We start from the raw sequence: 20,385 nt of genomic DNA, 5'->3' as shown, positions 1-20,385 counted from the left end.
AAGGAAGTGAAGGTCATGATGCTTGGCACGGATGCCCCGTCCTTGATCATATATGAGGCGCTCGCCAGCGAGGCCCGTTTAAATATCGTTCGTTTATTATTGCAAAACAGGGAGATGCATATTAATGCGCTTGCCAAAGAGCTGTACCTGAGCAAAGCCATCGTTAGTACACATGTAAGCAAATTGCAGAAAGCGGGCATCGTAGGCAGCCGCATGAAGCGCGAGAACGGTGGAACGTATAAATACTGCTTTATTCTGCAAGAATTTATGACTATCAATCTTTCTCCTGACCCAGTAGATGCTCCTTACCATGAAGTCTCTATTCCGGTTGGTCAGTATACGGATTACGAAGCTTGGCCCACCTGTGGCATTGCAACAACAACGCAAATGATTGGACAATATGACACACCAGCCTGCTTCATGGATCCGGATCGGGTGAACGCGGGAATCCTTTGGATGGCACGAGGTTTTCTGGAATATAAGATTCCCAATTATCTCAATACAGAACAGCATCTCCAGGAAATTGAAATTTCACTCGAACTCAGTTCGGAAGCACCCCAAGTCAATGAAAACTGGCCTTCCGACATTCGCTTCTCACTTAATGGCAATCACTTGGGAACATGGACAAGCCCAGGGGACTTTGGGGATCGGAAAGGCAAGCATACACCGCTATGGTGGAAATTGGACGTCAACCAGTATGGTGTACTGAAAGTACTGCGCATTAACGGAGAAGGGACGTTTATGGATGGCCAGCGCATCTCGGATGTGCGTATCCATGATCTGCAACTGGATTCTTCCACCTACTGGACGTTTGGATTGAAGCCGGAAGAGGGAGTAGCTGGCCGAGGTGGGCTTACCCTGTTTGGCAAAGGTTTTGGCAACTATGATCAGGATATCCTGATTCGGTACTATTATAATGCTCAGGAAAACCAAACTTCGGATGAATAGGATATGCGATTTCATGTTAGTTTATATAGAGGTAATCTCCATATGAACGAAGTGCATAACAATTCCAGAGTAATGGTATTGACAACGATTACATGGCTGGTATAGAATACAGCTAAATAAGGAGTGTCACTGATTCGATCAGGCACCACCACAATCTGGATTTCACAAGTTTGTTTGACTTGTGTTCTGGATCATGGTGGTGCTTTTTGTATATTGGGGGTGAGAACATCATGAGGTTCAAAAAATCGTTAAACAATAACATCGCCCTGGCGGAAGACACGGAAGGTTGCGAAGTCATTGTCATCGGAACGGGTGTTGGCTTCAAAAAAGTGAAAGGACAGCCGATTGAGCAGAGCCAGATCCAGAAAATGTTCAGAATCGGCTCGAATGACAAATATCAGCGAGTCGAGCAATTTCTCAGCGATATCCCTCTGCAAGTCATCGACATTACGGATCAGATTATTGAAGAAGGCAAGACGCTGATTGGAAAAAAGCTGAATGACTCGATCCTGTTAACACTGGCGGACCATATTCATTTTGCGCTGGATCGTTTCAAAAAAGGCGTGGATGTGCAAAATCCGCTTCACTGGGACATTCGCCATCTATATCCTGCCGAATACCGTGCCGGAGAATGGGCAGTTCAAAAAATCAATGAAGCTTTTCTGGTCTCACTGCCATCTGGTGAATCAAGCTCTATTGCCCTTCATTTCGTGAACTCTCAATTCGACTCGGGCAGCATGAACCAAACAATTAAAATTACACAGATGATTAACGACATTATAGGGATCATGACGGAACATTTCGGAATGGTACTGAATCAGGAATCTGCTGATTTTTCCAGGTTCATCACCCATCTGAGATACTTCATTGTACGTCAGTTGAACCGGGAAGTGCTCTCTTTTAAAGATCAGCAATTTCTATATGATGTATTGTCGGAGCGATATCCTATCAGCTTCCAATGCGCACTCAAAATAAAGGAGGCGATGGAGAGGCAACGCGGATTCGTGATTACTCCCGATGAGATGGTATATCTCATGATACACATCGAGAGAGTGACATCCCGTACCGATATGGATTAATCTCAATACAACCTGTTTGAAGTTATACCATCATCAATATGAATTGAATATGGAGTGTTACTGATTCGATCAGGCACCACCAAATGTTTCCGACTCCGCATCTGCGGCGGGCCGGTAATACATTTGGTTTTTTTTCGCCAAAAAAGGAGGAAGCATCATGAATCACCGGGAGTTGTCCAAAGAAATTATTCGATTAACGGGCGGACAGGAAAATATTACGCAAGCTTGGCATTGTATCACACGACTTCGCTTCAATGTTCGAGAGCAAAACAAAGTTCAATTGGAACAGATCAAAGCACTCGATGGCGTGCTCGGTGCACAGTTTCAGAACGATCAGTTTCAAGTGGTAATTGGTAACCAGGTTGCAGCCGTATATGAGCAGATCGAGGATCAGATGAAGCATAGTGGCATATCAAAGCCTGAAACAGACGCGCCGCGCTCTAAAGGGATTAATGCTGTTTTGGATACAATCTCCGGCATTTTTACTCCGATTCTGCCTGCCATCGTAGGTACCGGGATGTTAAAGGGGATTCTGGCACTGCTCGTTACACTTGGCGCGATACAGGAGAAAAGCGGTGAGTATCAAGTTCTGTCCTCAATCGCTAATGCGGCCTTTTATTTCTTGCCTTTCCTTCTGGCTCTATCATCTGCCCGCAAGTTCAAAGTGAATGAATATATCGCCCTGACGCTTGCAGGTACTTTATTGTATCCAACGATTCTGAATGCGTATCTGGCAAACCAGCTTGAACCAATTCGTTTTCTCTCGCTGCCCGTGTCCATTGTGAATTATACCCAGTCCGTTATTCCCATTATTCTGGGTGTGTGGCTTCTGAGTTATGTACATCGCTGGGTCGATCGTTTTATTCCCGGTCCTGTCAAAGTCATCTTTACCTCGATGATTGTGCTAGTCATCACGGTGCCAATTCTATTAATTGCGATTGGCCCCCTAGGGAATTACATGGGCATCTATCTGGAAATGGGTACTTCCTGGCTCTTTGCCCATTCAGGTCCGTTAACCGGCATTATTCTCGGCGGCCTCATGCCTCTGATTGTTATGACGGGTATGCATTATGCGTTCTTCCCAGGCACATTGCAGAATCTGAGCAAACTTGGATATGACGTGCTTTTGCTACCGATCAACCTGATAACCAATATGAGTCAGGCTGGTGCAGTCACGGCTGTTTTCCTCAAGACCAAAGATAAAAAAATGAAATCCATTGCTTTATCCAGTGGCATATCAGCCTTGCTTGGTATTACTGAACCCGCACTGTATGGTGTCACCTTGAAGCTGAAAAAACCGTTTTACGCTTCACTCATTGGTGGGGCAGCAGGAGGTGGCTTTATTACCGCAGTGGGTCTGAAATGCTTCGGTTTTGCTGTACCAGGATTGCTTTCACTTCCGTTATATATTGGCCCGAATGGTGGCATGTCTAATTTCTGGTATGCATTAATCGGAATTGGCATCAGCTTTAGCGTTTCTTTCGTAGTGACTTTGCTGCTCAAGTGGGAAGAGCCAAATACACGCAATTCCGCCATGTCCGACTCAGCACAAACATTAACCGAACAGGAACTGAATACAACTACTGCCTTTTCTCAAGAAACGGTGACACCTGTCACAGTACATTCCATCGAGGAAAAGAAGGGGGAGGTGTTCAGCCCGCTCACTGGTGAATTGGTGCCGCTCTCAGAGCTTCCGGATCAAACGTTTGCTGAGGAAATGACCGGGAAAGGTATTGCAATTCGTCCGCAGGATGGACGTGTTACAGCTCCTTTTGACGGAACCGTCACGTTGGTTGCCAAAAGTAAACATGCGATTATGCTGACCTCATCCAGTGGAATTGACATTCTCATTCATGTTGGACTAAACAGTGTATCGCTCAAAGGGAAATTTTTTGACGTGAAGGTTGTTGCCGGACAAGAAGTGAAGAAGGGTGATTTACTTCTGGAATTTGATATGGATGGCATTCAGGGTGCGGGTATTGACCTTGTGACACCAGTCATCGTAACCAATACGCCGGATTACCTCGATGTAGTACCTGTTCAGGTGAAGGGGGTGATTCCAATGAATGAATTGCTTCTCCTCACCGTTCGTTAACAGCTTCATGAATACCATTTACAAAAAAAAGGAGAGAAACAACATGACAAAAACAATTAAACACTCATTTCCTAAAGGATTTTTATGGGGCGGAGCTACCGCTGCCAATCAGCTGGAAGGTGCATATGACGCAGACGGCAAAGGACTCTCTACCTCAGACATGGCTCCATTCGTTCCTCATGAGGAGCGCAATGGCAAGGATTTCACCTTCGACGTGGATTCTGTTCAATTAGAAGAATATCTGAGCGGTAACACCAACGTATATTTCCCGAAACGGAACGGCGTGGATTTCTACCACCGCTACAAAGAAGACATTGCCTTGTTTGCGGAGATGGGCTTCAAAGTGTTTCGTCTTTCGATCGCCTGGACACGGATCTTCCCTACAGGAGAAGAAGCCGTTCCCAATGAAGCTGGTCTTGCCTTCTATGATAACGTGCTTGACGAACTCTTGAAATACGGCATTGAGCCGCTTGTAACGATCTCTCACTACGAGATGCCCGTAGAGTTAACCCGCAAGTACAACGGCTGGGAAAGCCGCGAGATGATCGATCTGTATCTGAAATTTGCCAATACGCTGTTTGACCGTTACAAAGACAAAGTGAAATACTGGATTACCTTCAATGAAATGAATATGATGCTGACAAGTCTGTATACTGGCGGCGGCATTCTGGAAGATAAAATTAAGGGTACACCAGAGCAAGTAGCCTATCAGGCAACTCATCATCAATTTGTAGCAAGCTCACTGGCTGTCAAAAGTGGTAAAGAGAAGATGCCAAATGCTCAGATTGGTTGCATGATCTGCCGTCTGGAAACGTATGCTGCTTCTAGCAAACCGGAAGATGTGTTGCAGACGATGAAGGAAGATCAGATGAACCTGTTCTACCCAGAGGTGCAGGCACGAGGCGAATACCCATCCTATATGCAAAGATATTTTGAGGAAAACGGCATTGAACTGGTTAAAGCTCCTAACGACGATGCCATTATTCGGGATAATACCGTGGACTTTATTGCTTTCAGTTATTACATGACGTATATCGGAAAATATGACCCCAATGACAACAGCAACTCTGGTATGCTGGTAAGTCAGATCAAAAACCCTCATCTGAAAGCTACCGAATGGGGATGGCCTATTGATCCGATTGGTCTTCGCGTCGCCCTGAACCGATTGTATGATCGTTACCGTATGCCGCTCTTCATCGTTGAGAACGGGCTGGGTGCTATCGACACACCGGAAGAGGACGGGGCAGTCCATGACCCTTATCGCATCAATTACTTGCGTAGCCACATTGAGCAGATGAAAGAAGCTGTCGCGGACGGCGTGGAATTGATGGGTTTCACTAGCTGGGGGCCTATCGATATCATTAGCTGCTCGACTTCTGAAATGGGCAAACGTTATGGTTTCATATATGTAGATCAAGACAATGCTGGCAAAGGTTCGCTTGAAAGAACTCGCAAAGACTCCTTCCACTGGTACAAACAAGTTATTGAAACAAACGGAGAAACGCTGTAATTATAAAAAAATTTTACACGCCGCCCATATGGGCGGTCTTTATTTTGTACTAGTCAAATAAGGGATAATTATGTAAAATTGTTTTATTCAAACAAGAGGAGTGAATTCAATGTCTAACAAGGTGATTATGCTTTAGGTTCACAAAAGGATATTTGCGTTACAGAGATTCCTTTTGTGGACATTGCAGTGCGGGAAACCGTCCAAACAATGTTTACTGGAGGAGATTATTATTAATTTTAACGAAGCTGTTATCATCAGCAATACGCATGTACTGGCATTGGTATCCGAGTTGTTTGACCTGGAGGGTTACAATATTCAGCTTATTCCGCCTCATGAGGGTGGACGTAATGTCGTTTACACATGCGAGCAAGAGGGGCGTGAATCGCTAATTCTACGGGTGTCTTTTTTGCCTGACAGAAAGCGGGAAGATTACATTGCCGAACTGGAGTATGTCCGGTATCTCTTTGAGCACGGTGCAAGTGTCTCGAATGTAGTTAGCTCGAAAAAGGGCTTTTTGTTAGAAGAGATCACTTATGATGAGCATACATTCTTTGTCTGTATGTTTGTGAAGGCCAAGGGAAAGTTGCTGGTAGAGAACCATTATCAGTATCGTGAAGGGGTCCCACTTACCGAATACTATTATAATAGCGGTAAAGTTCTGGGGAAAATGCATCAGCTATCGAAAGGGTACACTCCCGTTCATCGCCGGCATCATTTGATTGACAATTACAGCGGTGAATATATCGATAACCTGGTACCTGAATCATTCCCTCTGCTTAAGGAGAAGATGGTTGAGCTCCTGAATACCTTACAAGGTTTGGATACAAACCAAGAGACATTTGGCATGATCCATTTTGATTATAACGATGGAAATTACTCGATCGATTTTGATACCGGTCAGATCACCGTGTATGATTTTGATAATTCATGCTTTGGTTGGTATATGTATGATCTGGCCGATCTATGGACACACGGAGTCGGCTGGGTTCAATTTGAGCCGGATGCGGATAAACGCAGACAGTTCATGGATGACTATTTTCAAAATGCCCTCGCTGGATATACTTCCGAGACCAAGATCGAAGATTCGATGTTGGAGAAGCTGCCTTTATTTATTCAAGTTACTCTCTTGGAGAATATTCTAGGTCAATTTGAGGAAATGCAGCGTGCTGGCGAAGAACCGGAAGCTGACGAAGCACTGTTGTATCTCATTAAATGTCTGGAAGAGGATATACCGTATAAAGGATTTTTCCATGAGATGTATTCCACTGAAGCTCCTTTTGAGTATGAGGGACGCTGAAGGGACCTGTACGTAAACTAAACCCTGAATAACCAATGATTCATCAAGTATGGAGGCAGCCGGATCGACCGGTTGCCTCTTTGTTTGACTGCGGCATGTTATTCAAATTTGGAAGGAGGCACGTTGTAGAATTTTTTGAATGCTTTGGAGAACGTAAAGGGATCGGGATAACCCAGAAATCCGGCAATTTGCTGGATCGTATATTTTTTCTCGTACAGATAGTCTCTGGCCCGGTTCATTTTGATCTGATTGATATACTGCCCAGGTGTTATACCGAGAATTTTTTTGAACAAAGAAATAAAATATTTCTCAGAGACGCCGGCAATATCTGCAAGTTCGTTAACTCGGATGGCACGATGCAGATTCTCATCCACGTATGAGAACACATTCTGTAGAACCTCCAGACTTCCTTCGATTTTCCTCAGTTTCCGGTCTTTCAGAAACTCACCGTGATATAAGCCTTGCCCGTGTAATTCCAAAATTTTGGCGATGACGAGAAGCAGAGAGGCTTTCAAGTAAAGTGGACTGGCGGAAGCGCCGCTGCTCTGCTTGAATCTTCGATAGGACGAGGTGAACAGCGTTGATTCCTCTCGAATCAGATTACCAGGTACAATGCCCGGGAGCTGAAACTCGCCGAGAATTCTTTTTTGCTCAGCGATGCTGAAATCAAAGTGCATGTAAACGAATCGGCAAAACTCTCCGGTCGTGGAAGCCATATAGGGCATATCCGGATAAAAAAACACCACGTCACCCGGTTCTGCCATATGCTCGATTTCATCGATGGTAATCTGGACGGAGCCTGCTGTAATGAACCACAGATCATAATCGGAATGAGACTTGTGCTCTGTCCAATTACTGTCGTGCGTTTGTTCCAAATAAGAGCTCATGCGAAGTGTGATATACTCTGAAAGTTCGTCGATTACACTCATATTTACAGTTCCGGCATGCATCTAACCCAACTCATTCCTCTCTACTTTATGACATCCTTTATTTTTCACTATCATATCAAAGGAATTATCTCTTGTTAACTACCGTACGATATGACATGTATTGAAAACTATCACACATTCCGATTCCAGCCCACTCACCTATAATGAATTTATATCGTTACGAGGAGGGGTTATTGATGAATGCTACAAGTACACAGCATCCAAAGGTAGTTGTTATTGGGGCGGGCAGCCTGTTTTTTGGTCGGCAGTCCATCTGGCAGATGGTACACTCCCCATATTTGAATCAGGGAACGTTGGGTTTGGTGGATACGGACGAGGAACGGCTCTCGAAAATGGTAAAACTAGCGGAAATGGTCGCCAAGGAGAACAACGTCTCCCTAAAGATTGAGGGTTCAGTGGACCGAAGACAGGTGCTTCCGGGAGCCGACTTCGTTGTGCTCAGCTTTGCGGAAGAATCGGTGAAATATCGGGGCATCGACTGCCAGGTTTCTCTAAAGTATGGGATTCGCATGTGTTCTGGCGATACGATTGGCCCGGGCGGAATCTTTCGCGCGATGCGGGAACTGCCGGTTATTATGGAATGCGCCACAGACATTGAGGAGTTGTGTCCGGATGCTTGGGTGATCAATTATATTAACCCGTCTACCGTTCATGGCATCGCATTACATCGATATGCTCCGAAGCTTAAATCGTTTGCGCTGTGCGATAGTCATCATATGCCGCATAAGAAAGCCTATTACGCCGTAAGAGCGGGTATCATTGGAGACAATAGCCAGTTCACTGAGGAGATCAACCAGAAATTCGATTTTCGAATCGCGGGTGTCAATCATTTCACTTGGCTGCTCAAAGCCGAGTATGAAGGAAAAAATGTGATGCCCACGATCGCAGAAGCCATGCGCAAGATGGCAGGTGACGAGAATAACGGCGGTGATCGCGGCGCAAAAGCTCTTTTTAACGATGCGATCACCTATGAACTGTATGATATTTTTGGAATCATTCCCACTTGTACGGCGCATACGAAGGAATACGTTCGGTATTGGCAGGGTCTTGGCAAAACTGCGGACACCATCCCGCCATTATCGATCTGGGAGACAGAGGACAGATATGAGCGTCACGATGAAATGTGGCAGCAAGTCGATGACTTCCTTACAGGAAACATCCCGATTGCCAATTACATGAGCACCTTCGGACCGGATCATGCGACAGATATCATCGAAAATATGGTGGGGAATTTGGGCAAAAAGTTCTTTATCAATACGCTCAATCAAGGCGCTGTAACCAATATGAATAACGATTCGTTCCTGGAACTACTGTGCGATGTAGATATGGATGGAGTGAAGCCACTCCATGTAGGCGAGATGCCTCGCGGAATTAGAGGTATGCAAGAACTTGTACTGGATACGCATGAGCTTACGGTTGAAGCTGTTCTGGAACAGAGCTACGAGAAGCTGAGAAGGGCGATGCTCACCGACCCGCTGGTAAGTTCCATCAGTGACGCGGACAAGATCATCCATGAATTGTTGGAACTGGAGCGTAAGATGATTCCGGACGTTTGGTACAAGGATAGACTGCAGTATAGCTAAGAACGATAACGACAAAAGACCATGTCGGTTCCTTCCAAGGAACTAACCTGGTCTTTGTTTTTATCGTTTGTCATGTATAAAGAAATCCTATTCCACTTTAAACAAGCCAGCATGGTCTTCATAATACGAAGTAATAAAATTACGAAATTCTCTTACAGCAGGAGATAACCATTTTTGTTTGACCCAGGATAGGCTAATGGGATATATAGCTGAATCATCTGCAATTTTTACATAACGTAACCCTAGTGTTCTACATACGGAGATCGGAATTAATGCAACACCCTGATTAAGGCTGATAATTTCAAGCAGCGTATGAGAATCGACCTCAAATGCATGATTGGGGAGGAAGCCTGCTTTTTCACAGAGCATGGTGGTAAATCGGCTGTACTCCTTATTATCGGCAAGGGAAATAAAGGGATCATTTGCAACAACACTTAATGAAATGCTTGTCTTTCCACCGTATGCATGGTCCGTGGGCACAACCAGAACAATATCCTCCTCAACCAGGACAACACTCTCAATCTCCTCATCCTGAATCGGATGCCCCGTAATCCCCAGATGCGTGTCCCCTTTCTTCAAACCTGTAATAATTTCACTGCGGGTTCCAATACCCTGATGAAGCTTGGTTTCGGGGGAAGCGTTAATATAGTCACTAATGAGGCCAGTGAGAAATCGGGTATTCGTAATTGAGATCTTGATTGTATTGGATATTTGCTGTTCCTCCGCTTTAATCTCCATCTCTGCATTTTCAATTTCAATAAAAATCCGGTTTACATGCTTCAATAAAATCTCACCTGAGGAATTCAATTGAATGTTTCGTCCTCTCCTATGAAATAGGGGGGTAGCCAGTTCATCCTCAAGTCTTTTAATCGTCAAGCTTAGGGAAGGTTGAGCGATATTCAATTGTGCAGCTGCCTTGGAGATATGTTCAGTATAGGCAACGGTCTGAAAGTATTTGAGTTGAAGCAATTCCATTCAAGCGCACTCCTTATTTATTCTGATAAATATATATAGTACTTATTATGTATTATATTAAATTTAAATATTGATGTAGAATTTTTTTATGAGATACAGATCAAATTTTTATATAACAAAACTTAACTAAATTTATGAGGTAGGTGTCTTTGATGAAAATCGATGTGAATAACATAACTAAAAATCTGAATACACCACTAACGGCACCGGCATACCCGATGCCACCGTACAAATTCGTGAATCGTGAATACTTGAATATTATTTACCGAACCGATGAAAAAGCGTTGCGGGCAGCCGTACCAGAACCACTGGAAATTACGGAACCTTTGGTTAAATTCGAAGTGATGTGGATGCCGGATGTTTCTGGATTGGGTGCCTATACCGAAGCTGGACAAGTTATCCCTGTGCAATTCAATGGGGAGGAAGGCGATTATGTGCATTCGATGTACGTAGACAATTTCCCCGCAATAGCCAGTGGTCGAGAGCTCACCGCCTATCCGAAAAAGCTGGGTGCACCCAAGTTGTATACCGATTCAGATACACTTGTTGGCACACTTGATTATGGAACACTGCGTGTAGCCACGGCTACGATGGGCTATAAACACGTGGAGATGGATAAGGATATCGCCAAACGTGAAATATGCCGACCTAATTTTATGATTAAGATTGCTACGGACTATACCGGGAATTTAAGAATATGTGATCTGACCCGTACTCAAATTACGGACATCGAAGTGAAAGAAGCTTGGACAGGACCTGCCCGGCTTCAATTGTTCGAACATGCATTGGCACCTCTTGCAGATCTGCCTGTGTTGGAAGTTGTGTCCGCTTCTCATATTCTTACCAACTTAACCTTAAACGCTGCACAACCTGTATACAACTACCTGGAAGAGAAATAAGGAGGAAAAATATAATGAGAATTGCAATTGTAGGAGCAGGATCTTTGGGAACCATCGTAGGCGCATACCTTGCGGATGGCGGAATGGACGTTGAGTTAATTGATGCATATCAGGAACATGTAGATGCTTTGAATCAAGCGGGTGCTAAAGTGACGGGTACCACAGAGTTTCAGGCCAAAGTAAAAGCAATTACTCCTGATCAGAAATCAGGACAATATGACCTCGTTTTACTTTTAACCAAACAACTCTACAACGATTCCATTCTTCAGGAATTACTTCCATTCTTGAAAGAAGACAGTATGGTGTGTTCTTTGCAGAACGGGATTCCGGAAGAAAAAGTCGCGTCTATTGTTGGTGAAAAACGCGTCATTGCAGGCTCCGTTGAATTTGGCGCTACGTTTATTAGACCAGGTGTATCAAGTCTTACAATCGAGTACACTCAATTTAAACAGTATGCTTTTCAGATTGGCGAATTAAATGGTGAAATCACCGAACGAATTCAACGCGTGAAATCGGTGTTGGATCTTGTGGGTGGAACACATATTTCCGATAACCTGGTTGGAACCAAATGGTCCAAATTGCTGATCAACAATGCATTCAGTGGTTTGTCTGCTGCATTAAATGGTGAATATGGGGAGATCATCGATCATGAAGCCGGCATTGTAAGTGCAGCTCACATTGCGGACGAGACGATTAAAGTTGCTCGTGCCAATGGGGTCACATTGGTTAAAATGAATGGATTCGACATCAGTTCACTCGAACTGAACAGCGAAGAAGATATCCCTGAACGGGTGAAAACATTACGTTACGGGATGGAGCCCTCCAGATTGCTCAAAGCAAGTATGCTTCAAGATCTGGAGAAGAACCGCAAAACGGAAATTGATTATATTAACGGGGTTGTTTCAAGCAGAGCAGAAGGCACCGGAATTGCGACGCCTTATAATGATTTGGTTGTAAAACTGGTCAAATCTGCTGAAGAAACTCAAACCGTTCCTGATTTTGACACGAATATAAAAGCTTTTGAAGAACTATTACGTGCAAAAAAATAAATTCAATTATTTCAACTGAAAGTCGATAATACAGCGGCTTTTTTGTTGTATCAGTAAATCTAGTCAGGCTTGATTTTGCGACAGATAGAATATTCTTCGTGATTTTTGTTTCCTAAGATTATACAAAAAGGGGAATTAAATTTGATATAATATAGACTTGCTGGTTATTTTTCTATTAGAAGGAGATTCATTATGAGGTACTCTTGGTGGGAATTCGGGTTTTATTTGGTTGTATTGATGCTTGTCTTGTTTATGCAAATAAACGAATATCCTCTATTTCTGATTGTGGGGGTTGTAGTCGTTACCATTCTTATCGCATTTATTAAGCATGTTTTTTATCCTTTAGTATTTGATAAGCGTATAGATCGTTTAGAGTCCTTTTTATCCAAGCAGCAAAATACACCTGGGACATACATTATTTATGTTCTTGCAAACAGACTTGATGATGAGGTAGAACTAGTTATGGAGCAAATTATGCAGAAATATAAGCGAAGAACAACACAAGCACAGTTCAAGGCAGCTTACGGATTATATCGCAAGGATATGTTTGCCATTCGGCAAGCTGTACCTCATATCGGCTTATCGGACTACCGTACATATTACGAAACCATTCTACTCTTGGAAGACGGGAAAAGTGAAGATGCGCGTGAAAGACTTCAATCCATTAAAAAACAGTGGATGCGATCAACATTGCTCGCGGGTATTGAACTCAAAGCAGAAAACCGTGATACCGCTATTCAGCACGCGCATGAAGCACTTAACTCTTCCAGAGGTGTTAATCGTTATGTTTTATATAAGGAATACGAAAGAGTATTACCAGAGGTTGTTGGACACATATCGTAAGATGGAGAAAATGTTTTGAAAAAATAAACCGTGCTTCACGGTTTATTTTTTTTCATTTACTAGCATAGGTGTGAGTCCATCCTTAGCAAAAATAGAGGGTAGAATCGTCAATAACCTCTCACGGGTAAGGGGATCATCGTAGTTCCAGCCAGCTTCTACTATATGTACTTTACTGGGTGCCAACATGCCAACCAAACTTTGTAGCGGAGAAGGTATATTTACATTCATCTCCTCCTGAGGTACCATCACGAAGTTTCGGTCTCCACCGTATTGTGTGATTTTATTGTAATCAATTTGTATCCAAGGTCTGCCATTAATGATCAGTTGATTTACGGATTCAGTGGGTCGAAAGCCAAGTGATTCATACACGGTAGCGGCAAATCCCGTCTGTCCCATAACATATATGTTTTTACCCAGCACCAGATAGACAGTTGCTCGTTCTCCTGCAATATAATCATCCGCCAATTGTCGCCGTATCCTCCTGACACTTTCCTCATAGCGGTCAATCCACTGTTCAGCCGTTCTGCTTCGATCGAAAAGATCCGCAATATAACGAAGACGCTCAAAAGTGCTGGTTGATTCGTGATAAACGATGGTAGGTGCAATGGCATCCAGTCGAGGTAACTGCTGCTCACTATAGTTGCCTAACAGTATAAGATCAGGCTTCAGCAGGGAGACTTGTTCCGGTGCGGCTTGCAGTCCAATGTCAGAGATCTGAAGCAGTTTGTTCCGATATATGACTTGTGATTTCATTGTAGTTATACCCGCACCGACTGGACGGATACCTATAGCAAGCAACTCTCCAAGGGTATTGGTACCTGTGGCCACGATACGCATAGCCTCATTGGGGAGGGAAATCTGCCTGCCGAGGGAATCGGTTATCGTTCTTTGCCTGGTCCGTCTTAGTATATTCGCGTATTCCCGTGGAGGGTGTCCTGTGAGCTGATGAAAACGCCGACTGAAATAATACTCATCCTTAAAACCGACTTGTCTGGATATCTCACGCAAGGTATCGGTAGAACTGGACAGTAGCTTTTTGGCATGCTGGACTCTAAGCTCTGCCAGGTAATCCGTTGGTTTCTTACCAGTCATCACCTTAAACAAATTGCTATATTGCCATCGAACCATGCCGGCCATTTCGGCCAAGAACTCTACGGTTAGATCTTCGTTGTAGTGCTGCTCCATATAGCTGAGTGTAAGCTGTACCGCTTGATCATTTTGTACTGGCGGAGGGACGTTTTCAAGCTGAGCCATCAGGCCAAGTATCAGTTGCAGCCGTGCCTGAGTAACTGCTAATTTTGATCGATGCGTAGGGGGATATTTCTTCTCCTGCAACCGATTTTTCTTGTTGGATTGCAAAGGAGAAGGAGAGATCCAGTCCTCGCCTGCCAACGCAAGTTTTATAGTAGAAAGAGATAGCCTGTAAGAAAAGCCCAGAATAAGAGGGGGGCAAGCCGGAAGCAGATTCGATTGATCCACTTGAAAAGCAAGAAAGACAAACCGGGCTACATGCGTTTGCTCTTTTTTCGTTTTGAGAATGTAGGATTGCTGAGTAGGGAGCAGAATACAACTGCCTTGGCTCAGATCTTGGGAGATGTTGTTTGTTAACAGCCGAATTCCATGATCCAGAGCAATAAGCAATGTATATTCATTGGCAGCCTTGCTCTTGGTTGATGGATTATGATGATTGGTTTCCTGCAGTGGTGTGAGCTGAAGCAGATCATGCTGCTGCAGTTGGATGTATAGGGAAGCCATTTGCATTCTGGAGCACTCCGATCTAGTGATAATAATTCTCAATCACTAGTTTACCACATTTTACACGTTAGAGAATGTTTCGTTACAGACCTTATTACACGCAGTATAAGTTTACAGAATCAAAAAATCCTCCACAGCCCAAAGGGTTTGGAGGATTTTGACGCCATCATCAATGCGTTATTATCGATTCATCCATTTTGGCAATTCATCAAGCAATTGCTCCAGTGCCAGCAGGTTGTCGGTATTCCAATCGGCAGATGCTGTATAGACACGTCCTTGCTGAACGGCAGGCAACGTTTTCCACAAAGTGCTTTGTAACAAGCGCTCAGATTCAGCTCGGCTTTCGTCATTATCCAGCGTAAGGACAAAGAGGTGATCTCCTGCATAGTCCGGCATTAGTTCTTCCGAAAGTTCGACGAATGTTAGGTCCTTGTCGATAATGTTTTGCTGAATTGCTGGCGGAATTGCAAATCCGTGCTCGCGATACATGACTACACCCAAGGAACGATTCCCCATCACATAAAGCTGTTTACCCAACTGCAAGAAGATGGTCGCTGTCTCGCCCTCTGCCACATTCAGCTTGTCCCACATCGCTTCCGCTTTTGTATCAAATCTGCTGATCCATTGCTCTGCCTCATCCTGTTTGCCAAAAATGTTGCCAAGCTCGCGTACGCGTTCTGTAAATGGTAACGCCGAGTTGAACGGAATCGTAGGCGCAATCTTTGAAAAAGCGGCGTTCCGGTCAGCATCTTGGTTATAACCATTCAAAATCAAGTCAGGCTGCAAAGCCGTTATTACCTCCAAATCACCAGGGTTCCCGACATCCTCAATACCTTCTAATCGGTCTACAATATAGCTTTTTGAAGCATGAATCAGATTGGCTCCAACGATGGGGATGTCCATTGCAAGGAGATCTCCAAGTGTTGAACCAAGATAGATAACTCGTTGTGGTTGAGTGGGTATTTCAATCACTTCGTCTGTTTGGGTTGTATAACTTTTTGTCGTTTGCTCGTTGGTCTTCACAGGTTCTTGTGAAGGAGCGCTTTCCGAACGGCTGCATGCTGCAAGGACGAATAGAAGAAGAAAGCATGCTCCCCATATCAATAGGTGTTTCTTAATTGCACTGTTCATCATTGTTTCCCCCTGAGTTCTCTTTTTCTCATTGATAACCATTATCAATTACATGTAATTATAGGTGCCATTTCCGGGGCTTACAATGAAAAAAACGCAGTGAATTTATTTGTACAAATGTCAATGCGTGCATCTATTTGTTCGTTGCATTATTTTCAATCCGCAGGTGTGCTGTCATCGGAGTATGCGTGATCAAAAACAGCTTGCTGTATAAGGAATTAATAATCGTTGGATAATAATGACATTGACAACTGCAGAGTTTTCCAAAATAATAGTATGTAATTGAATACTGGTACCTTTAATTCAGTCCAGAGAGGCTGGCAAGGGCAGCGGATTTCATAATCACGCGAGAATCAAGGGCTTATTCCGTCATGGGATGCTCTGTGTCTTCGCGCGGGTTATGATGCAAAAAGAGGCTACTTGTCAGTGTATATAACTTGACGAGTAGCCTCTTTTTTCTGCTTTTTTTGGTATCAGATACACTTTATGTTGGGGGTATTCTGATGAGCAAACAAGATCAAGAGTTTTCATGGCAAGCTGTGCCGAAAGCGCAAAGAAACCACTTTTGGAAGACGTTATCCGTCATGCTCGGTTTCACTTTCTTCTCTGCAAGCATGCTGGCAGGAGGCACGTTGGGCGTCAGCTTGACGTTCATGGAGTTTATTGGCATCGTACTTGCAGGTAATCTGGTGCTCGGTATCTACACAGGGGCACTGGCACATATCGCCGCCAAAACGGGCCTGTCCACACATTTGCTCGCTAAATATGCGTTCGGTGCAAAAGGGTCGTATCTACCTTCGTTCCTGCTAGGCTTCACACAGGTCGGATGGTTCGGAGTAGGCGTAGCCATGTTCGCGATTCCGGTCGCCAAAGCCATGGACTGGAACGTGTACCTGTTAATTATCGTGTTCGGACTTGCCATGACAGCATCAGCCATTTTCGGCATGAAGTCACTCGTCATTCTCGGATATATCGCGGTTCCTGCGATTGCCATTCTCGGTGGTTACTCCATGTTCGAAGGTGCAGGTTCGCTGGGTGGTCTGCAAGGCTTGCTTGATTACACGCCGACTCAGTCGCTTACCGCGGCGGCGGCATTAACGATCTGTATTGGATCATTCATAAGCGGCGGAACGCTGACACCCGATTTTGCCCGGTTTTCCCGAACATCGAAACAGGCAGTTACCGCAACAGTGATTGCATTCTTCCTGGGTAACTCACTCATGTTTCTGTTCGGTGCAGTTGGTGCGATGGCCTATAACCTGGCCGATATCTCGGAGGTCATGTTCCTGCAAGGATTGATCATCCCGGCAATCATCGTTCTGGGGCTTAATATCTGGACGACCAACGATAATGCACTGTACGCTTCGGGTCTTGGTTTTGCGAACATCACCAAAATCTCAAAGAAATTTTTCGTCATCGTAAACGGCATTGTGGGTACCGTATTCGCCATGTGGATGTACAACAACTTCGTCAGTTTCCTAAACGTACTGGGCGCGGCGGTACCATCCATCGGGGCTATTATTATCGCAGATTACTTCATTGTAAAACGTAGAAACTATAAGCCATTTGCTGACATGTCATTCAAAAATGTAAACTGGGTAGCGATGGTCGCATGGGCCATCGGCGTGGCATTCGCCCAACTGGCTCCTGGCGTAACACCATTGAACGCACTGCTTGGTACAGGAGTAGCCTATATCGTCTTGATGCTGATTGTTCCAGCCAAAGAATCCAAAGAAATGGGGAAAATAAATGATTATACAGAACGCAAAATTGCGGGGTAAAGAAGGACTATGGAATATTGTTGTGAAAGACGGGAAGTTTGAGCGAATCACACAATCGCTGGAAGTGACCGACAATGAGGAAGTCCTGGATGTCAACGGATCGCTTGTGCTGCCACCGTTCATTGAGCCGCATATTCATCTCGATACAACGCTCACCGCAGGCGAGCCGGAATGGAATCTAAGCGGAACGCTGTTCGAAGGCATTCAACGCTGGTCAGAGCGCAAGGCTTTCTTGACACATGAAGATGTCAAAACACGCTCCAAAACAGCACTCAAGTGGCAGTTGGCACAAGGTATCCAGCATGTACGGACTCATGTGGACGTTACCGATCCAAGCTTGATCGCCGTTAAAGCGATGCTTGAAGTAAAAGAAGAAATGGCTCCATATATGGACATCCAGCTTGTTGCTTTTCCACAGGAAGGCATTCACTCTTATCCAAACGGGGCAGAATTGCTGGAAGAGTCACTGAAAATGGGCGTTGACGTGGTCGGCGGCATTCCACACTTCGAATTCACACGGGAATATGGCGTTGATTCAATGAAAGTTGCGTTTGATCTGGCTGAAAAATACGATCGTCTTATCGATATCCATTGCGATGAAATTGATGACGAGCAATCCCGTTTCGTTGAAGTTGTAGCCAAGGAAGCTTATGAACGTGGACTGGGTTCACGCACAACGGCAAGTCATACAACCGCGATGGGGTCATATAATGACGCTTATACGTACAAGTTGTTCCGTTTGCTGAAGATGGCAGATCTGAACTTTGTCTCCAATCCGCTGGTTAACATTCACCTGCAAGGACGCTTCGACACGTATCCAAAAAGAAGAGGGCTGACGCGTGTCAAAGAGTTGCAGGAAGCAGGTCTGAATGTGTGCTTTGGTCACGATGACATCTTCGATCCATGGTATCCGCTCGGTACAGGCAACATGCTGCAAGTACTGCACATGGGGATTCATGCTTCGCAGTTGCTTGGTTACGACCAGATCGTGAATTCAATTGACCTCATTACGAAAAACAGCGCAAGAACGTTACACATTGAGGATGTATACGGTATTGAAGAAGGTAAACCTGCTAACTTCATCGTACTTGAAGCAGAGAACGAATATGAGGCTGTTCGCAAACAAGCCAGCGTACTTTATTCCTACAGAGGCGGCCGTAAAGTTGCGGAATCGAAGCCGCGAGACACATCCATCATTTTTGAAGGCGGAACAGAAAAGGTTACTTTTAATAAATAATGTAGAAAATATACTCCCATTAAAAGTCGCTATTTTAGCGGCTTTTTTGCTTGTTTTTACTGTCTACATACAATAAAAACCAAACATTCAGCTTGCCTTAAGTGCTTCACTAGAAGCCTGCTTCCCGCCTTTTTTACGAACAAAACTAATGATCAGCAGTAGCAGTGGTAACAAGCCAAATAAAAAAATGGACATATTGCCAAGAAAATCACCCAAGGCTAACGTTTCCTCCAGGTTTTTAGGCAAGTAAGCAATTACATACAAGACTGGCAACATCGCGAATTGTATGCTCGTAATATTTTTGAGACGAAACAAATCTCGGATCCCGATTGCCGCAAAATAGTGTTTAAAAGCATAGGTTGCAAAGATCTGCATCAGCCAAAACACAATGAACAGCGATTCATAACGCTCAAAAAGAAATCCCTCGATTTCAAAACTTCGAACCATGTCGAACGTTGGCCACATTCGTGTTTGAATTCCTGGCAAAGATAAATTTCCTACAACGGTGACAATCGTGACCAAATATATGATCGTACAACTAAGTATGCTGTATATAGCAGCTTTATTGCTCGCTTTCACGTCCACCATGTAAGCTGTGATGATGAGTAAAACTTCATATCCAGAATAGGACAGACACGAAGGTTTAAGACCCTTCAACACAGGCATGAATCCATCGCCCAGGAGTGGTCTTAGGTTGTTAAGTTCAAACATCTTGGTGCTTAAAAGGAAAACCAGCGCTAACAACACAAGCGTAACGGGCAACACGATTGAAAAGACCCGGATGATGACCTTAAGACCACCCGTTAACATATAAATACCAATCCACAGACTGACCATAATAGTGACCCAAGTAGGCGTGCGCTCAAGGATGTACATACTTGTAATTTCGGCCATGACTCTAACTTCGAATGAACAAAGAACAACAAAATATACGATAATTAAAAGTCCCAATAGATAAGCAATCCACTGACCTGTGATTTCGGGTATAAATTCGAATACCGTTTTACCGGGGAATCTACGACACAAGGTTACAAGGAGGATGCTGATTGTGGTTACAATTAATCCTGATAAAATGACAGAAATCCATACATCTGGTGTTCCTACTGCTTTACTAATTGTGCGAGGGAGTGTTAGAATTCCAGCTCCGAGTATTGAATTGATAACTACAATAATTACCTCGGAGGTATTAATATTAGATGTGGCTTGCTTCATTTGGCCTTCGCTCCAAACCGGAGAATATATTTCTAGGTAGT

Annotated in this window: 16 protein-coding genes; 11 read left to right on the top strand and 5 right to left on the bottom strand. The window is 44.2% G+C overall.

The features are described from left to right. Positions 1–15 precede the first annotated feature (15 nt). The 5 genes from MHI14_RS15890 to MHI14_RS15870 all read left to right on the top strand — a co-directional run bounded on the left by MHI14_RS15890 (position 16) and on the right by MHI14_RS15870 (position 6,929). On the top strand, positions 16–948 hold the full coding sequence (locus MHI14_RS15890) for an ArsR/SmtB family transcription factor (protein ID WP_133384811.1): 933 nt from the start codon (positions 16–18) through the stop codon (positions 946–948). Positions 949–1,178: 230 nt separating this feature from the next. Next, positions 1,179–2,027 carry a BglG family transcription antiterminator LicT gene (gene licT / locus MHI14_RS15885; protein WP_036615740.1) on the top strand — a complete coding sequence of 283 codons (849 nt, stop codon included), beginning with the start codon at positions 1,179–1,181 and terminating at the stop codon, positions 2,025–2,027. A gap of 157 nt (positions 2,028–2,184) precedes the next feature. Beyond that, the gene (locus MHI14_RS15880; protein WP_341130747.1) at positions 2,185–4,122 is read left to right on the top strand and encodes a beta-glucoside-specific PTS transporter subunit IIABC; all 1,938 of its coding nucleotides are present in this window, start codon (positions 2,185–2,187) and stop codon (positions 4,120–4,122) included. A gap of 43 nt (positions 4,123–4,165) precedes the next feature. After that, positions 4,166–5,632: a glycoside hydrolase family 1 protein gene (locus MHI14_RS15875; RefSeq protein ID WP_091030355.1), complete on the top strand. Its 1,467-nt coding sequence runs from the start codon at positions 4,166–4,168 to the stop codon at positions 5,630–5,632. A 172-nt stretch (positions 5,633–5,804) separates the two neighbouring features. Next, on the top strand, positions 5,805–6,929 hold the full coding sequence (locus MHI14_RS15870) for a phosphotransferase enzyme family protein (protein WP_240768010.1): 1,125 nt from the start codon (positions 5,805–5,807) through the stop codon (positions 6,927–6,929). A gap of 98 nt (positions 6,930–7,027) precedes the next feature. Here the strand turns inward: MHI14_RS15870 and MHI14_RS15865 are convergent, their stop codons facing one another. After that, a complete protein-coding gene (locus tag MHI14_RS15865; protein ID WP_240768011.1) occupies positions 7,028–7,858 on the bottom strand; it encodes an AraC family transcriptional regulator in 831 nt (276 codons plus the stop codon). A 197-nt stretch (positions 7,859–8,055) separates the two neighbouring features. On the opposite strand from MHI14_RS15865, the gene MHI14_RS15860 reads away from it, so the two are divergent. Further along, a complete protein-coding gene (locus MHI14_RS15860) occupies positions 8,056–9,462 on the top strand; it encodes a family 4 glycosyl hydrolase (protein WP_133384814.1) in 1,407 nt (468 codons plus the stop codon). Between the two features lie 87 nt (positions 9,463–9,549). On the opposite strand, the gene MHI14_RS15855 is transcribed toward MHI14_RS15860, so the two are convergent. Beyond that, a complete protein-coding gene (locus MHI14_RS15855; RefSeq protein WP_133384815.1) occupies positions 9,550–10,437 on the bottom strand; it encodes a LysR family transcriptional regulator in 888 nt (295 codons plus the stop codon). A 152-nt stretch (positions 10,438–10,589) separates the two neighbouring features. On the opposite strand from MHI14_RS15855, the gene MHI14_RS15850 reads away from it, so the two are divergent. From MHI14_RS15850 to MHI14_RS15840, 3 genes are all read left to right on the top strand, one after another. Further along, positions 10,590–11,336, top strand: a complete 747-nt coding sequence (locus MHI14_RS15850) for an acetoacetate decarboxylase (RefSeq protein ID WP_341131711.1) — start codon at positions 10,590–10,592, stop codon at positions 11,334–11,336. Between the two features lie 14 nt (positions 11,337–11,350). Continuing rightward, the gene (locus MHI14_RS15845) at positions 11,351–12,385 is read left to right on the top strand and encodes a ketopantoate reductase family protein (protein WP_341130746.1); all 1,035 of its coding nucleotides are present in this window, start codon (positions 11,351–11,353) and stop codon (positions 12,383–12,385) included. Positions 12,386–12,577: 192 nt separating this feature from the next. Further along, positions 12,578–13,228, top strand: coding sequence for a hypothetical protein (locus MHI14_RS15840; protein WP_341130745.1), 651 nt, complete (start codon positions 12,578–12,580; stop codon positions 13,226–13,228). 42 nt (positions 13,229–13,270) lie between these two features. Here the strand turns inward: MHI14_RS15840 and MHI14_RS15835 are convergent, their stop codons facing one another. Both MHI14_RS15835 and MHI14_RS15830 read right to left on the bottom strand, forming a co-directional pair. Further along, positions 13,271–14,989 carry an AraC family transcriptional regulator gene (locus MHI14_RS15835; protein ID WP_341130744.1) on the bottom strand — a complete coding sequence of 573 codons (1,719 nt, stop codon included), beginning with the start codon at positions 14,987–14,989 and terminating at the stop codon, positions 13,271–13,273. A gap of 174 nt (positions 14,990–15,163) precedes the next feature. Further along, the gene (locus MHI14_RS15830; protein WP_341130743.1) at positions 15,164–16,006 is read right to left on the bottom strand and encodes an ABC transporter substrate-binding protein; all 843 of its coding nucleotides are present in this window, start codon (positions 16,004–16,006) and stop codon (positions 15,164–15,166) included. A 611-nt stretch (positions 16,007–16,617) separates the two neighbouring features. On the opposite strand from MHI14_RS15830, the gene codB reads away from it, so the two are divergent. Together codB and MHI14_RS15820 are read left to right on the top strand one after the other, a co-directional pair. Next, positions 16,618–17,895 (top strand): cytosine permease, encoded by a 1,278-nt coding sequence (gene codB, locus MHI14_RS15825; RefSeq protein ID WP_133384821.1) that lies wholly within the window; start codon positions 16,618–16,620, stop codon positions 17,893–17,895. Next, positions 17,864–19,132: a cytosine deaminase gene (locus MHI14_RS15820; RefSeq protein WP_133384822.1), complete on the top strand. Its 1,269-nt coding sequence runs from the start codon at positions 17,864–17,866 to the stop codon at positions 19,130–19,132. The genes codB and MHI14_RS15820 overlap by 32 nt, the downstream gene beginning before the upstream one ends. Positions 19,133–19,219: 87 nt before the next feature. Here MHI14_RS15820 and MHI14_RS15815 read toward each other — a convergent pair whose 3' ends face one another. Then, positions 19,220–20,344 carry a GerAB/ArcD/ProY family transporter gene (locus tag MHI14_RS15815; RefSeq protein WP_133384823.1) on the bottom strand — a complete coding sequence of 375 codons (1,125 nt, stop codon included), beginning with the start codon at positions 20,342–20,344 and terminating at the stop codon, positions 19,220–19,222. Between the last annotated feature and the right edge of the window lie 41 nt (positions 20,345–20,385).

This window comes from Paenibacillus sp. FSL K6-2393 (assembly GCF_038002545.1).
In the GTDB taxonomy this organism is placed as follows: domain Bacteria; phylum Bacillota; class Bacilli; order Paenibacillales; family Paenibacillaceae; genus Paenibacillus.
This window is presented reverse-complemented; position numbering and strand designations above follow the sequence as displayed.

Coding starts and splice junctions, on each gene's coding strand:
- MHI14_RS15890 (WP_133384811.1), top strand. CDS start 16: ATGATGCTTGGCACGGATGCCCCGTCCTTGATCATATATGAGGCGCTC.
- licT (WP_036615740.1), top strand. CDS start 1,179: ATGAGGTTCAAAAAATCGTTAAACAATAACATCGCCCTGGCGGAAGAC.
- MHI14_RS15880 (WP_341130747.1), top strand. CDS start 2,185: ATGAATCACCGGGAGTTGTCCAAAGAAATTATTCGATTAACGGGCGGA.
- MHI14_RS15875 (WP_091030355.1), top strand. CDS start 4,166: ATGACAAAAACAATTAAACACTCATTTCCTAAAGGATTTTTATGGGGC.
- MHI14_RS15865 (WP_240768011.1), bottom strand. CDS start 7,858: ATGAGTGTAATCGACGAACTTTCAGAGTATATCACACTTCGCATGAGC.
- MHI14_RS15860 (WP_133384814.1), top strand. CDS start 8,056: ATGAATGCTACAAGTACACAGCATCCAAAGGTAGTTGTTATTGGGGCG.
- MHI14_RS15855 (WP_133384815.1), bottom strand. CDS start 10,437: ATGGAATTGCTTCAACTCAAATACTTTCAGACCGTTGCCTATACTGAA.
- MHI14_RS15850 (WP_341131711.1), top strand. CDS start 10,590: ATGAAAATCGATGTGAATAACATAACTAAAAATCTGAATACACCACTA.
- MHI14_RS15845 (WP_341130746.1), top strand. CDS start 11,351: ATGAGAATTGCAATTGTAGGAGCAGGATCTTTGGGAACCATCGTAGGC.
- MHI14_RS15840 (WP_341130745.1), top strand. CDS start 12,578: ATGAGGTACTCTTGGTGGGAATTCGGGTTTTATTTGGTTGTATTGATG.
- MHI14_RS15835 (WP_341130744.1), bottom strand. CDS start 14,989: ATGCAAATGGCTTCCCTATACATCCAACTGCAGCAGCATGATCTGCTT.
- codB (WP_133384821.1), top strand. CDS start 16,618: ATGAGCAAACAAGATCAAGAGTTTTCATGGCAAGCTGTGCCGAAAGCG.
- MHI14_RS15820 (WP_133384822.1), top strand. CDS start 17,864: ATGATTATACAGAACGCAAAATTGCGGGGTAAAGAAGGACTATGGAAT.
- MHI14_RS15815 (WP_133384823.1), bottom strand. CDS start 20,344: ATGAAGCAAGCCACATCTAATATTAATACCTCCGAGGTAATTATTGTA.